Consider the following 14,821-nt stretch of genomic DNA (forward strand, 5'->3'; position numbering starts at 1 on the left):
CGCCGCTCTCTCGCCGCGCTCTCGCCAACCCCGGGAACCCGATGCGCAAGTCACGTCATAACCTCAAGAGCCCCGAGCAGGAGCTGCGCATCTTCCGGGTGCGTGCGCTGCTTGCGCTGGTGGTGGTGTTCAGCCTCACCGGCCTGCTGATGGGGCGTCTGGCCTACCTTCAGGTGGTTCAGCACGAGGTCTACACCACTCGCTCGGAGAAGAACCGGGTGCGTGTCGAGCCGCTGCCACCTACCCGCGGCCTGATCTACGATCGCAACGGTGAGTTGCTGGCCGAGAATCGACCGACCTATAACCTCACCCTGGTGCGTGAGCGGGTCGAGGACCTCGACGCCACCCTGACGCGACTGGTGGAGATCCTCGAGCTGTCCGACGAGGAGGCAGAGGCCTTCCGGGTGCGCTCGCGCCAGCGCCAGCGCCCCTTCCAGCCGGCGCTGCTGATGAGCGATCTCGACGAGGGGCAGATAGCGCGCCTGGCGGTCAATCGTCATTTGCTGCCAGGCGTCGAGGTGGAGGCCCAGCTGCTGCGCTATTACCCCGATGCCGAGGTGATGGCTCACGCCCTGGGTTACGTGGGGCGCATCAATGCCGAGGAACTCGAACGCCTGGATGCCGGCCGCTATGCCGGGACCCACTTCATCGGCAAGACCGGCGTCGAGCGCTTCTACGAGGACGCACTGCATGGCGAGGCCGGACTGCGCAAGGTAGAGACGAATGCCCGTGGCCGGGTGCTGCGTGAGCTGGGCCGCACCGACCCCTTGCCCGGCAAGGACCTGACTCTGACCCTGGACAAGGAGCTCCAGCACCTGGCCTTCGAGCTGCTCGACGGCCGGCGCGGCGCCATCGTCGCCATCGAACCCGCCACCGGCGGTATCCTGGCGATGGTCTCGGCCCCTGGCTATGACACCAACCAGTTCGTCACCGGTATCGATGTGGCCTCCTATCGCGGACTCCAGGAGGATCTCGATCTGCCGCTCTACAACCGGGCGATTCGTGGCCACTATCCTCCCGGCTCGACCATCAAGCCCTTCCTGGCGCTGGCCGGGCTGGCCGAGGGCGTGATCACCCCCGACAAGACCATCTACGACCCCGGGTACTTCCAGCTCCCCAACGATGATCGCCGCTATCGCAACTGGCTGCGCTGGGGACACGGGCGCGTCGATATGGAGCGCTCCATCGCCGTCTCCAACAACACCTACTACTATTCCCTGGCCCACGACCTGGGCATCGACCGTATCCATGCGAACATGACCGACTTCGGCTTCGGTACGCGTGTTGGCCACGATATCTTCGGCGAGAGCGCCGCCCTGATGCCATCACGGGACTGGAAGCGGGAGCGCTACAACCAGCCGTGGTATCCCGGCGAGACGCTCTCGGTGGGCATCGGCCAGGGCTACTGGCAGCTCACCCCGCTGCAGCTGGCCACCGCCACCGCAGTGCTGGCCAACCGGGGGCACTGGGTCAAGCCGCGCCTGGCCAGGAGCCTCGGCGGAGAGGCGTTGCCGGAGCCGCTGCCCGATACCCCGGAGGATATCGAACTGACCAACGAGGGCTGGTGGGACCGGGTCTTCTCCGGCATGGAGAAGGTGATCTCAGGCCACGAAGGCACCGCGCGCCGCACCGGGGTAGGGCTCGAGTACCGCATGGGCGGCAAGTCGGGCACCGCCCAGGTCTTCTCGCTGGGACAGGACCAGAAGTACAACGCCGACGAGCTGGCCGAGCGCCTGCGCGACCACGCCCTGTTCATGGCCTTCGCGCCGATCGAGGAGCCGCAGATTGCCGTGTCGGTGATCGTCGAGAACGCCGGCGGGGGCAGTACCCATGCCGCCCATCTGGCGCGGGCGATGACCGATGCCTGGCTGCTGGATGACGATGAGCCCGATGTCGAGGAGATTCGCGAAGAGATGGATGAAGACGATGAACGCCTGGCGGGGAACTGATCCATGGCGCTGAGTGACCTCTCGCGCCGCTGGCGACCGTATCCGGTCAAGGCGCCGGCCAGCGGCATGTCTCGTCGCCGCGGATTCTGGGAGCGCGTCCACCTGGATCCCTGGCTGCTGGGCCTGCTGCTGCTGCTGATGGGCGCCGGCCTGGTGGTGCTCTACAGCGCCAGCGGTCAGCGCCTCGATACCGTCATCGCCCAGGGCATCCGCTTCGGCGTAGCGCTGGGGGTGATGGTGGTGATCGCCCAGTTTGCGCCGGCCACCCTGATACGCTGGGCACTGCCGGCTTACCTGCTCGGCGTGATGATGCTGGTGGCGGTGGAGCTGGTGGGCGACATGGGCATGGGGGCCCAGCGCTGGCTGGTGATCCCCGGTGTGATCCGTTTCCAGCCCTCGGAGCTGATGAAGCTGGCGATGCCGCTGATGGTGGCCGCCTACCTCAGCCGTCGGGAGCTGCCTCCCCGGGCTCGGGATCTCGCCGTGTGTGCACTGATCGTCGGAGTGCCGGTGGTGCTGATCGCCAAGCAGCCGGACCTCGGCACCTCGCTGCTGGTGGGTGCCTCGGCGGTCTTCGTGGTGCTGCTGGCGGGACTCTCCTGGCGCATCATCGGCCTGCTTGGTGCCCTGGCCGCGGCGGCGCTGCCGCTGCTGTGGATGAACATGCACGACTACCAGCGCCGCCGCGTGCTGACCTTCCTCGATCCGAATAGTGACCCGCTGGGGGCGGGCTGGAACATCATCCAGTCCACCACCGCCATCGGCAGCGGCGGGGTGCTGGGCAAGGGCTGGATGGAGGGTACCCAGTCGCAGCTCGAGTTCCTGCCCGAGCGGCATACCGATTTCATCGTCGCGGTGCTCGGCGAGGAGTTTGGCCTGGTGGGGATGCTGGCCTTCCTGCTGCTCTACCTGATGATCGTCTGCCGCGGGCTGTGGCTCGCCGCCGAGGCTCAGGAGACCTTCGGGCGTCTGCTGGCCGGCAGTATCATCCTGACCTTCTTCATCTACGTGTTCGTCAACGTCGGCATGGTCAGCGGCATCCTGCCGGTGGTCGGTGTGCCGCTGCCACTGGTCAGCTACGGGGGCACCTCCAGCGTGACCTTGATGGCCGGTTTCGGTATTCTCATGGCCATTCATGCCCACCGCAGGCTGCTGCCACGTTAGCCACGCGACAAGGGCCGGGCACCGACAGAAGAGGCCGCACATGACGCCGTCATGCATTCAGGGAAGGAAGGGGCGCCTGGTCACACTGGCCTGTGCCGCCCTGCTGGCCAGCTCGCCGCTGGCCGCTCAGGAGTTTGCCCCGGAGCGCCACGCCGGGGCGCGGGCCCTGGTCAATGAGCTGACCGATGAGGGAATCGAGCGCGCCTGGCTGGAAAGCGCCATGCAGCAGGCACGCTATCGTCAGGAGGTGCTTGACGCCATGTCCGGGGCTGCCGAGCGCCGCCTGCGCTGGGACGAGTACCGGGCGATCTTCCTGGATGACGAGCGGATTTACGCCGGGGTGGCCTTCCTGGAGGCCCACGCCGATGCCTTTGCCCGCGCCGAGGCGGAGTACGGCGTGCCCGAGGAGATCATCGCCGCCATCCTCGGTGTGGAGACGCGCTACGGGCGCATCACCGGCAAGCATCGGGTGATCGATTCGCTGGCGACACTGGCCTTCCATCATCCCCGTCGTGGCGACTTCTTCCGCGGCGAGTTGGCCGCCTTCCTGGAGATCGCCTTTGAGCAGCAGGTCGCGCCGGATGAGCCGCTGGGCTCCTACGCCGGCGCCATGGGCTACCCGCAGTTTATCCCCACCAGCTATCGTGCCTATGCCGTGGACTTCGACGATGATGGTCTGCGCGACCTCTGGACCAACCCGGTGGATGCCATCGGCAGCGTGGCGAACTACTTCGCCGAGCATGGCTGGCGAGGCGGCGAGGCGATCCTGCATGAGGTCGAGGGGCCCGCGACGCCCCCCGACAGCATCGATTTCAACCGTGCGGCGCGCAAGCCCGCGGTGAGCGCCGGGTCCCTGCGCGACGCCGGGTTCGAGGTGCCCGCCGCGCTGGCCGACGAGCGCCGCCTGTTGCCGGTGGCACTCGAGGATGGCGAGGACAACTGGCGCTACGTGCTGGGCGACTTCAACTTCTATGTGATCACCCGCTACAACCACAGTCATCTCTACGCCATGGCGGCGGTCGAACTGGCCCAGGCGATCGCCACGGCGCGCAATCTCGATGCCCACTGGTTGCAGGCGGTGGATGCCGATGACGAGGAGACGCGTCCATGATGCTGCGCTGGCTGCCCATCGCCCTTGCGGTCACCCTGGCCGGCTGCGCCGGTAGCGGCGGGCCCGCACCATCCGATTCCGGCCAGGCCGCCACGGTCTCTTCCGGCGGGCGCTATGCCATGTCCGGCGACGCCTACCCCGAGGAGCCGCCGGACGTCAGCCGGGTGCCCGACGCGGTCCCCCGTCATGAACCGCACTCGCGGGGCGGCAACCGCTCCAGCTACGAGGTATGGGGCAAGACCTATCATGTGCTGCCGGACGCCAGCGGCTACGCCAAGCAGGGTACGGCCTCCTGGTATGGCGAGAAGTTCCACGGCTACGCCACCTCCAACGGCGAGATCTACGACATGTACAAGATGTCGGCCGCCCACCGCTCGCTGCCGTTGCCGACCTTTGCCCGGGTAACCAGCCTGGATAACGGTCGCTCGGTGATCGTGCGGGTCAACGATCGCGGCCCCTTCCACAGCGACCGCGAGATCGACCTCTCCTATGCCGCGGCGGCGCGCTTGGATATCCTCGACAACGGCACCGGACGTGTGCGGGTCGAGGCCATCGATGTCGACCGTTGGCTCGCCGAGAACGGCGGGTCGACACCCTCTGCCGGCGCCGGGCGTCAGGGCGTGAGTCAGCCGGCTGCTGCCGCGACGACATCCGTGGCCCGCGAGGCTCCTTCCGCTGCGGCCCGCCCGGCGGAGGAGCGCTCTGCCGAAGCTCGCCCCGCGGAGCGCCGCCCGACGGAAGGCCGCCCCGCGGATCGCCGCCCGCTCTACCTACAGGTGGCGGCGCTGGGTTCCGCCGACAGCGCCCGCGCCCTGCGTGCCCGCCTGGAGAACGAACTGGCCCAGCCGGTGCGGGTGGCCGAGGCTGCGGGTGCGCATCGCGTTCAGGTGGGCCCCATCTCCGGCGCCGACCAGGTCGAGCCACTGCGCGAGGCCTTGCAGCGTGCCGGTTTCGCCGAGAGTTTCATCGTCAAGGAGGCCGAGTGATCGGCCTCGATCCCCCTTCCCAGAAAGACCTGACGAGAGTCGCCCCATGAAAGAGCTGTTTTCCCTACGTTGTGGCCGTCTGCTGCCGGTACTGCTGGCCTGTCTGGCACTGTTTGTTGCGGCGCCTGCCGCGGCTCAGGAGGTCCCGGTTCCCCAGCCCCAGACCCTGATTCCCTCGCCGCCTCAGCTGGCGGCGAGTGGTTGGATCCTGATGGATGCCGATAGCGGCCGCGTGCTGGCCGAGCACAACTCCGACGAGCGCCTGCCGCCGGCCAGCCTCACCAAGCTGATGACCGCCTACCTGGTGGAGCGCGAGCTCGATCGCGGCAATATCGCCATGGACGACATGGTGCCGGTCAGCGAGAACGCCTGGCGCACCGGCGGCTCGAAGATGTTCATCGAGGTTGGCAGCGAGGTCTCCATCCGCGATCTGCTCTACGGCATCATCATCCAGTCCGGCAACGATGCCAGCGTGGCCGTGGCCGAGCACCTGGCTGGGGGCGAGGCGCCCTTTGCCGATCTGATGAACCAGCACGCCGATCGCCTGGGACTGACCAACACCAACTTCCTCAACGCCACCGGCCTGCCGGCCGAGAATCACTACTCCACGGCCCGTGACATGGCCCAGCTGTCGCGCCATATCATCCAGGATTATCCCGAGCACTATAAGATCTACGCCGAGAAGTACTTCACCTACAGCGACATCCGCCAGCCCAACCGAAATCGCCTGCTGTGGCGCGATCCCAGTGTGGATGGCCTCAAGACGGGTCACACCGAGGCGGCCGGTTACTGCCTGGTGGCCTCGGCCAAGCGCGACGACATGCGCCTGATCTCGGTGGTGATGGGTGCCAACTCCGAGGAGGCGCGTGCCCAGGAGACCCAGAAGCTGCTCAGCTACGGCTTCCGCTACTTCGAGACCCTCAAGCTCTATGACCGTGGCTCGGTGCTCAATACCCCCCGGGTGTGGGGCGGCGAGATCAACGAGCTGCGCGTCGGTGTCGACGCTGACGTGGTGATGACCGTGCCGCGCGCGCGCAACGGGGAGCTCACCGCACAGCTGGATATCCAGGGCGATCTCGAGGCACCGATCCAACAGGGCGACCGCGTCGGCACCCTGCAGGTGAGTCTTGGTGAGGAGCTCGTCGGCGAGCAGCCCCTGGTGGCCCTTGAGACGGTCGAGGAGGGCGGTTTCATCAAGAAGCTGATCGACCAGGTGCAGCGCTTCTTCTCCAACCTGATCGGCGGCTGGTCCGACTGATGATCGGCATCGGCCAGGTGTAACCACGAGGAGCAAGCCGCTTGGGCTTGCTCCTCTTCGTTCGGGGGCACATTGGTCACCAGGTCTGACCTTGAGTAAAATGGTCGCCTATTCACGAACATCTGGAACCAGCATGAACGACAAGTCGCTGCGTGACCTGCGGCGCCCCAGCCGTCCGGTCTCCGGCAAGCCGCCGAAGATCACCTTCCCGTGCCGCTACCCGCTCAAGGTGGTGGGGGATGCCGCCGATGACTTCGCCGCGGAGGTGTGCCAGATCGTCAGCCGCCACGACCCCGAGTTCGATGCCGCCGCCATGCAGGTGGTCGACAGCCGCAATGGCCGCTTCCAGTCGGTTCGCCTCACCATCCTGGCCACCGGCGAGGCCCAGCTGCAGGCGCTGTTCGTCGAGCTCAAGGCCACCGGCCGTGTGCATATGGTGGTGTGATGGCCGCTAGCCCCACTCTTGCGCCCATCGAACTGCATCGCCTGGGACGTCGCCCCTACGAGCCCGTCTGGCAGGCGATGCGTTCGCTCACCGATGAGCGCGATGTCGATACCCCCGACCAGTTCTGGCTGGTCGAGCATGACCCGGTCTTTACCCAGGGGCAGGCGGGCAAGCCGGAGCACCTGCTGATGCCCGGCGATATCCCGGTGGTGCAGACCGACCGCGGCGGTCAGGTCACCTACCACGGCCCCGGCCAGGTGGTGCTCTATCCGCTGATCGATGTGCGTCGCGCCGGACTGGGCGTGCGCGAACTGGTCACCGCCCTGGAGAACGCGGTGATCGCCATGCTCGCCGAGCACGGGGTCGCAGCGCGGGCGCGCCCCGATGCACCGGGCGTCTATGTGGAGCAGGCGGGTGGAGGAGAAGCCAAGATCGCCTCGCTGGGACTGCGTATCCGTCGTGGCGGTAGCTTCCACGGGGTGGCGCTCAACATCGACGGTGACCTGTCACCCTTTTCGCGCATCAATCCCTGCGGCTATGCGGGCATGGCGATGACACGTCTGGCTGACCTGGTCGATGACTGCCCCCGGGTGGAGGCGGCGGGCGAGCGCCTGGCCGAGTGCCTGGCGCTCGCGCTGGGAAGGGAGCTACTCAGCCTACATTGATGGCATCGATGCGGTCGGGGTCGGGCTCCTGGCCGGGCACCTCGGCGGGGGCGGCCAGCCCCAGGTTGTTCTTCTCGAACACCCGGTCGGCGCGATAGCTCGAGCGCACCAGCGGACCCGCCGCGACCTCCATGAAGCCCTTCTCGAGTCCCAGACGACGGTAGCGGTCGAACTCCTCGGGGCTCACCCAGCGCTCCACCGGTAGGTGATTGCGGGTGGGGCGGAGGTACTGGCCCAGGGTGACGATATCCACGCCGATGGCGCGCAGATCGTCGAAGGTGGCCAGGATCTCCTCGTCGGTCTCGCCGAGGCCGAGCATCAGGCTGGTCTTGGTCAGCACCTTGGGGTTGTGGGCCTTGGCGTGGGCGAGTACATCAAGAGTCTTGCGGTAGCCGGCCCGGGGGTCGCGGACCCGATCGGTCAGGCGCTCGACGGTCTCGACGTTCTGGGCGAACACCTCGAGGCCGGAGTCGACGACCCGCTCGATGGCGGAGTGGACGCCGTCGAAGTCCGGGGTCAGCGCCTCGACCACTACCTCGGGGGTGTTGCTCTTGATGGCGCTGATGCACGCGGCGTAGTGGGCGGCGCCACCATCGTCGAGGTCGTCCCGGTCCACCGAGGTGAGTACCACGTAGCGCAGGCCCATCAGTTCCACCGACTTGGCGGTGTTGGCCGGCTCCTCGGTATCCAGCCAGCCGCCCGGGTTGCCGGTATCCACGGCGCAGAAGCGGCAGGCGCGGGTGCACACCGATCCCATCAGCATGATGGTGGCGGTACCGTTGCTCCAGCACTCGCCCATGTTGGGGCAGTGTGACTCGGCGCAGACCGTGCTCAGGCGATGCTCGCTGACGTTGCGCTTGACGGCCTCGAAGCGCTCGCCACCAGGGATCTGGGCGCGCAGCCATTTCGGCTTGCGGCCCGAGACGCCGCCGCCCTCGTCCTGCTGGGAACGCTGCTTGATACCGTCCTTGATGGCGGCGAAGCCGTGCTCCGTGCGAAACTTCTTGCCGCTGGCGATGGTGGTTTTCGGGGTGCTGTCGCTCATTGGGTGTGAGCCCCTCCGCTCGGCGTCGTTCGGGCCGGCATGGCCACACTGCCCGTTATGTAGGGCGTTGGCCTGGCCCGCCTTGGCGCTGTTGGGTTGCTGGTAACAGGCGCCAATCTACCATAGCTGCGCGCGCTCGGCATGGTATCGGAGGGCGCCTGGATCTGTGCCGGAGGCGTCCCGGGGGATCCGGGAAGCGAGATCGGACTCGTCGTGGCCAGCAAAGTGCGTTATATTGCAATGCAGCAAATGCCGGATTGACGACCCGAGTTCCCTTTCCCCTGATCGCCAACGCCAGGAGGTCACCATGATGACCCTTCCGATGCCGACACCCCCGGCCGATGCGCTTTCCCTTGTCGATCCCTTTGGCTTCGGGCGCGCCGCGGGCCGCTACTGGCTCGACGCCGTAGAGCGCAGCGTGCTCTATCTGGACGTGATGCGCCTGCGTGGCAACCAGTACCTGGAGCACATCGAGCAGACCAAGCCCAGTGTACTGGGATTCGACGCCGAAGTGCTGATGGACGGCCGTGATCTGCCGCGCCCGGTCAACTATGAGCTGCTGCGCATCGTGCCGCCGGCCGGCCAGCCTACCGATCTGCAGATGCGTCCCTTCGTCGTGGTCGACCCTCGGGCCGGCCACGGCCCGGGCATCGGCGGCTTCAAGCCCGACAGCGAGATCGGCGTGGCACTGCGTGCCGGACACCCCTGCTATTTCATCGGCTTTCTTCCCTACCCGGTGCCCGGCCAGCAGGTCGAGGACGTGGTCGAGGCCGAGGTGGCCTTCCTGCGTCATGTCAACGAGCGCCACACCGAGCTCTCCGAGAAGCCCATGGTGGTGGGCAATTGCCAGGCGGGCTGGCAGGTGATGATGGCTGCTTCCCTGGAGCCTGACCTGTTCGGGCCGATCCTGATCGCCGGTGCGCCGCTCTCCTACTGGGCGGGCGAGCGCGGCAACGCACCCATGCGCTACACCGGCGGGATGACCGGCGGCAGCTGGATGACCTCGCTGTTCAGCGACCTGGGTGACGGAACCTTCGACGGCGCCTGGCTGGTGCAGAACTTCGAGAACCTCAACCCGGCCAACACCTTCTGGACCAAGCAATATCGTCTCTACTCCAAGGTGGATACCGAGGCGGAGCGCTACCTCGAGTTCGAGCGCTGGTGGGGCGGCCATGTCGTGCTGGGTGGTGACGAGATCCAGTACATCGTCGACAACCTGTTCGTTGGCAACCGGCTATCCACCGCGCAGCTGGTGACCTCCGATGGGCGGCGCATCGACCTGCGTAACGTGCGCTCGCCGGTGGTGGTGTTCTGCTCCCAGGGCGACGACATTACTCCGCCCCCTCAGGCGCTGGGCTGGGTGCGCGACCTCTACGAAGGCAGTGACGACATCGTCGCCAACGAGCAGACCATCGTCTACTGCGTCCACGACACCACGGGCCACCTGGGCATCTTCGTCTCGGGCAGCGTGTCCCGCAAGGAGCACACCGAGTTCACCGCCAACATGGACTATATCGATGTGCTACCGCCCGGCCTCTACGAGACCACGATCTCGGAGGCCGAAGAGCATGACGACAGTGAGCTGATCGAGCGCGATTACCTGCTGGAGTTCACGCCGCGCAGCGTCGACGAACTCGACGAGGTAGTCCAGCACCGCGCTGACGACGATACCCGCTTCGCTACCGTGGCGCGTCTCTCCGAGATCAATCTGGGGCTCTATCGGCTCTTCGTGCAGCCCTGGGTGCGTGCCCTGGCCACCCCCGAGTCGGCCCACTGGATGCGCCGGATGCACCCCAATCGCCTGGGCTACCGGTTGCTCTCGGACCGCAACCCGCTGATGGCGTCGATCCCGGTGCTGGCCGAGCGCATCCGTGCCGATCGCCACCCGCTGGATGAGGACAACCTCTTCCGCGTGCTGGAGTCGATCGCCTCGGACCAGATCACCCGCAGCTTCAACGCCTGGCGCGATCTGCGTGACGGTGCCACGGAGCGTCTGTTCCTGGATGTCTACGGCCAGCCGTTGCTGCAGTCCCTGGTGGGGCTGGGTGGTGATGCCCACGTGCATCGTCGCCGTCCCGGTGCCGAACCCGAACATCGCCGCTTCATCGAGCGTCGCCGGGCCGAGCTTGGTGAGCGGGTCGCCGAGGGGGGCAGCCACGAGGCGGTCGTCCGGGCGCTGATCTTCGTTCTGGGTGGTGCCCCCTCCACCGACGAGCGCAACTTCAAGCGCCTGCGTGCCTTGCATGCCGAGCTAGAGCCGCAGCTCTCGCTGGCCGACTTCAAGTGCCTGATGCGCGAGCAGTTCTTTATCCTCAAGCTGGATCGCGAGGCGGCCGTCGAGGCACTGCCGGCGCTGCTCAAGGGGCAGACTGCCGAGCAGATTGCAGCACATCTTGAGCATATCGAGCATGTGCTGGCGGCCAGCGGCGAGCTCTCCGATAACTCCACCGAGCGTCTGGAGAGGGTGCGTGGGCTCTTCGAACGTGCCATCGACCATGCGCCGCGGATCGAGGCGGAGGCTCGCGCCGAGGCCGAGGAGTGGATCGGCAGCCAGGCCCAGGCGCAGCGCCAGGCCTACCACGAACTGGAGGGGCTGATGGAGGCCCGCGCGGCGTCTGGCGCCGATGTGAAGGCCGCGGCCGAGGATCGGCACCAGGAGACAGTCGAACCAGTGGCTGAGTCCGAGCCCACCAAGGCAGAGGCCGAGCCCTCCAAGGCAGAGCCCGAGCCCGCCAAGGCAGAGGCTGAGCCTGCCAAGGCAGAGGCCGAGCCCCAGGTTACTCAGGCGGCCAAGCCCAGGACCGCAAGGCGTCGCGGCACCGCCAACCGCCGCAAGCCGCGGGGCGGCAACAACTCGCGCTGATCGCTTACCCAGCGCTATCCGGCGCCCCCGTCGCTCCGTGCGGCGGGGGCGCTGTCGTATGTGATAGCCGCTTGCCCAGGCGGGATACGCGGTCTAGGGTCAGAAGGCCGGCCCGGGTACGCCACTGGCGTGACGCCTGGCGCTGGGGTAGGGTAAGCGCATTTTTCACCCGCCCGAGCAGGGCGGCAGGAATTCGCCAGGCACGGCACCGGGCTCGTGTCACCGACACTTAGTGGAGCACTATGGGCAAGTCACTGGTCATCGTCGAGTCGCCGGCCAAGGCGAAGACGATCAACAAGTATCTCGGCAGCGACTTCATCGTGAAGTCCAGCGTGGGTCATATCCGCGACCTGCCGACCAGCGGCTCGGGCAAGGCAGCCTCCGATCCCAAGGAGCGTGCCCGGCAGGCCGCGGCAACGCGCAAGATGTCGCCGGAAGAGAAAGCCGAGCATCGCCGGCAGAAGGCCCAGGATCAGCTGATCCGCCGCATGGGGATCGACCCCGAGCACGGCTGGAAGGCCAACTACGAGATCCTGCCCGGCAAGGAGAAGGTCGTTGCCGAGCTCAAGAAGCTCGCCGAGAAGGCCGATGCCGTCTATCTCGCCACCGACCTTGACCGCGAGGGGGAGGCCATCGCCTGGCACCTGCGCGAGACCATCGGTGGTGACGAGGCCCGCTACAAGCGCGTGGTGTTCAACGAGATCACCAAGAATGCCATCCAGGAGGCCTTCCAGGATCCCGGCAGCCTCAATATCCCGCGTGTCGAGGCCCAGCAGGCGAGGCGTTTCCTCGACCGGGTAGTGGGCTTCATGCTCTCGCCGCTGCTGTGGGCCAAGGTCGCCCGTGGGCTCTCGGCAGGGCGCGTGCAGTCGGTGGCGATGCGGCTGATCGTCGAGCGTGAGCGCGAGATCCGCGCCTTCGTCCCCGAGGAGTTCTGGGACGTCCACGCCGACCTGGTTGCCGACAGCGGCGAGCCGGTGCGCTTCGAATTGGTGCGCCACGACGGCAAGGCCTTCCGGCCCACCTCCGAGGCCGAGACCCTGGAGCGTATCGCCGCGCTGCGCAAGGCGAGCCTTGCGATCACCGCGCGGGAGGACAAGCCGACCCGCTCCAAGCCCAATGCCCCCTTCATCACCTCGACCCTGCAGCAGGCCGCCAGCGGCCGGCTGGGCTTCTCGGTGAAGAAGACCATGACCCTGGCCCAGCGCCTCTACGAGGCCGGCTATATCACCTACATGCGTACCGACTCCACCAACCTCTCGAAGGATGCGGTGGAGAGCGTGCGTGACTTCATCGGCGAAGAGTTCGGGGCGCGCTACCTGCCCGAATCGCCCCTGCGCTACTCCAGCAAGGAGGGCGCCCAGGAGGCCCACGAGGCGATCCGACCCTCCGACGTGGGCCGGCGAGCCACCGACCTGGCGGGCATGGAGCGTGACGCCGAGCGCCTCTATGAGTTGATCTGGCGTCAGTTCGTGGCCTGCCAGATGACCCCGGCCGAGTACCTCTCCACCGTCCTGACCGTCGAGGCCGATGGCTATGAGCTGCGTGCCAAGGGTCGGGTGTTGAAGTTCGACGGCTATACCCGGGTGATGAAGCCCATGGGCCGCAAGGACGAGGACCAGTCGTTGCCGGACCTCGCCGAGGGCACCGCCATGAGCCTGGAGGTGCTGGATCCCCGGCAGCACTTTACCAAGCCGCCGGCGCGCTACACCGAGGCGAGCCTGGTCAAGGAACTGGAGAAGCGCGGTATCGGCCGCCCCTCCACCTATGCGGCAATCATCTCCACCATCCAGGACCGCGGCTACGTCAAGCTGGAGAACCGCCGCTTCTATGCCGAAAAGCTCGGCGATATCGTCACCGAGCGCCTCAAGGAGTCCTTCCCCGACCTGATGGACTACTCCTTCACGGCGCGCATGGAGGACGGCCTCGACGAGGTGGCCGACGGCGAGCGCAACTGGCAGGCGCTGCTCGATGCCTTCTATGCCGAATTCAAGAAGGAGCTCGACGCGGCCCAGAGCGAGGAGGGCATGCGCCCCAACCAGCCGGTACCCACCGACATCGACTGTCCCACCTGCGGGCGCAAGATGCAGATCCGTACCGCCTCCACCGGGGTCTTCCTGGGCTGCTCCGGCTACAATCTGCCGCCCAAGGAGCGCTGCAAGACCACCATCGACCTGCTGCCCGGCGAAGAGGCCGTGGCCGCCGACGCCGACGAGGAGGCCGAGACCGATGCGCTGCGCGCCAAGCATCGCTGCCCGAAATGCGGCACCGCCATGGACAGCTACCTGATCGATGAGACGCGCAAGCTGCACATCTGCGGCAACAGCCCGGACTGCGATGGCTATGAGGTGGAACACGGCAAGTTCCGCATCAAGGGTTACGACGGTCCCACCATCGAGTGCGACAAGTGCGGTAGCGAGATGCAGCTCAAGAGCGGGCGCTTCGGCAAGTACTTCGGTTGCACCAACAGTGAGTGCAAGAACACCCGCAAGCTGCTGCGCAGTGGCGAGGTGGCGCCACCCAAGATGGATCCCATCGACATGCCGGAGCTGGCGTGCCAGAAGGTCGACGACCACTACGTGCTGCGTGACGGGGCCAGCGGCCTGTTCCTGGCGGCCAGCAAGTTCCCCAAGAACCGCGAGACCCGTCCGCCGCTGGTCAAGGAGCTCAAGGCCCACGCCGAGGAGCTGCCCGAGAAGTATCGCTACCTGCTCGACGCGCCCAGCGAGGACCCGGATGGGCGTCCCGCGCAGATCCGCTTCTCGCGCAAGGCCAAGGAGCAGTTCGTGATGAGCGACGAGAATGGCAAGGCCACCGGCTGGAAGGCCACCTATGATGGCAGCAGGTGGCAGGTGGAGGACAAGCGCAAGTGACGCCACGCTCCCGCACCAACCAGTTGTTCTACCAGGCCGAACTGCTGCTCGACATCTCACCGGGTGACGACGAGCACGCCGAGGCGCGGCGCATGGCGGCCGAGGAGGGCGCCTTGGCGCTCACCGAGCTGGCGCTCGAGTCGCTGTTGCGCGAGGTCACCGAGCATGCGCGCCTGCCCGGCCATGATTGGCGTGAGTTGCTGGGCCCTGAAGGGGCCGGCATCGCCGAACTGCACCGCCTGCGTGAGCTGGCTGCCCGGGAGGGCAGCTGGCTCCACTGGCTGATCGCCAGGCTCGAGGCGCTGCACGGCGACGATGGCGTCGCTCGACGGCGGGGTGGAGCCGCCGCCGGCCTGATCGCCGTGGGCGGCGGTGCCGAGCTGGGCAGTGAGCTTGGCGGCTGCCTGCGCCAGGCCAAAGCCGAGATCGCCGCCCTGCGCGAGACCAGTCAGGAGTGGTAGG

At 67.1% G+C, this 14,821-nt stretch carries 11 protein-coding genes; 10 read left to right on the plus strand and 1 reads right to left on the minus strand.

Annotated features, from left to right (window positions below):
• Nucleotides 1-41 precede the first annotated feature (41 nt).
• The 7 genes from mrdA (at nt 42) to lipB (ending at nt 7,578) form a co-directional block, all read left to right on the plus strand.
• Nucleotides 42-1,949: a penicillin-binding protein 2 gene (mrdA, locus tag LWH48_RS05395; protein ID WP_232911750.1), complete on the plus strand. Its 1,908-nt coding sequence runs from the start codon at nt 42-44 to the stop codon at nt 1,947-1,949.
• A gap of 3 nt (nt 1,950-1,952) precedes the next feature.
• Entirely contained in the window at nt 1,953-3,113 is a 1,161-nt protein-coding gene (rodA, locus tag LWH48_RS05400; RefSeq protein ID WP_232911751.1) for a rod shape-determining protein RodA, read from the plus strand.
• Between the two features lie 40 nt (nt 3,114-3,153).
• Nucleotides 3,154-4,224: a lytic murein transglycosylase B gene (gene mltB, locus LWH48_RS05405; protein WP_232911752.1), complete on the plus strand. Its 1,071-nt coding sequence runs from the start codon at nt 3,154-3,156 to the stop codon at nt 4,222-4,224.
• Nucleotides 4,221-5,210, plus strand: a complete 990-nt coding sequence (locus LWH48_RS05410) for a septal ring lytic transglycosylase RlpA family protein (RefSeq protein WP_232911753.1) — start codon at nt 4,221-4,223, stop codon at nt 5,208-5,210. The genes mltB and LWH48_RS05410 overlap by 4 nt, the downstream gene beginning before the upstream one ends.
• A gap of 46 nt (nt 5,211-5,256) precedes the next feature.
• Nucleotides 5,257-6,468 (plus strand): D-alanyl-D-alanine carboxypeptidase family protein, encoded by a 1,212-nt coding sequence (locus LWH48_RS05415; RefSeq protein ID WP_232911754.1) that lies wholly within the window; start codon nt 5,257-5,259, stop codon nt 6,466-6,468.
• A 133-nt stretch (nt 6,469-6,601) separates the two neighbouring features.
• Nucleotides 6,602-6,913: an HP0495 family protein gene (locus tag LWH48_RS05420; protein ID WP_161432770.1), complete on the plus strand. Its 312-nt coding sequence runs from the start codon at nt 6,602-6,604 to the stop codon at nt 6,911-6,913.
• Entirely contained in the window at nt 6,913-7,578 is a 666-nt protein-coding gene (gene lipB / locus LWH48_RS05425; RefSeq protein ID WP_232911755.1) for a lipoyl(octanoyl) transferase LipB, read from the plus strand. Before LWH48_RS05420 ends, lipB begins: the two co-directional genes overlap by 1 nt.
• Here lipB and lipA read toward each other — a convergent pair.
• Nucleotides 7,565-8,623 carry a lipoyl synthase gene (gene lipA / locus LWH48_RS05430; RefSeq protein ID WP_232911756.1) on the minus strand — a complete coding sequence of 353 codons (1,059 nt, stop codon included), beginning with the start codon at nt 8,621-8,623 and terminating at the stop codon, nt 7,565-7,567. The two genes, lipB and lipA, sit on opposite strands and share 14 nt — an antisense overlap.
• Before the next feature lie 307 nt (nt 8,624-8,930).
• Between lipA and LWH48_RS05435 the strand changes: the two genes are divergently transcribed.
• From LWH48_RS05435 to LWH48_RS05445, 3 genes are all read left to right on the plus strand, one after another.
• Nucleotides 8,931-11,486: a DUF3141 domain-containing protein gene (locus LWH48_RS05435; protein ID WP_442908296.1), complete on the plus strand. Its 2,556-nt coding sequence runs from the start codon at nt 8,931-8,933 to the stop codon at nt 11,484-11,486.
• Nucleotides 11,487-11,728: 242 nt separating this feature from the next.
• Nucleotides 11,729-14,359, plus strand: coding sequence for a type I DNA topoisomerase (gene topA / locus LWH48_RS05440; protein WP_232911757.1), 2,631 nt, complete (start codon nt 11,729-11,731; stop codon nt 14,357-14,359).
• A complete protein-coding gene (locus LWH48_RS05445; RefSeq protein WP_232911758.1) occupies nt 14,356-14,820 on the plus strand; it encodes a DUF6586 family protein in 465 nt (154 codons plus the stop codon). The genes topA and LWH48_RS05445 overlap by 4 nt, the downstream gene beginning before the upstream one ends.
• The last annotated feature ends 1 nt before the right edge of the window (nt 14,821 follow it).

The organism is Halomonas sp. G15 (assembly GCF_021282295.1).
Classification (GTDB): Bacteria; Pseudomonadota; Gammaproteobacteria; order Pseudomonadales; family Halomonadaceae; genus Halomonas; species Halomonas alimentaria.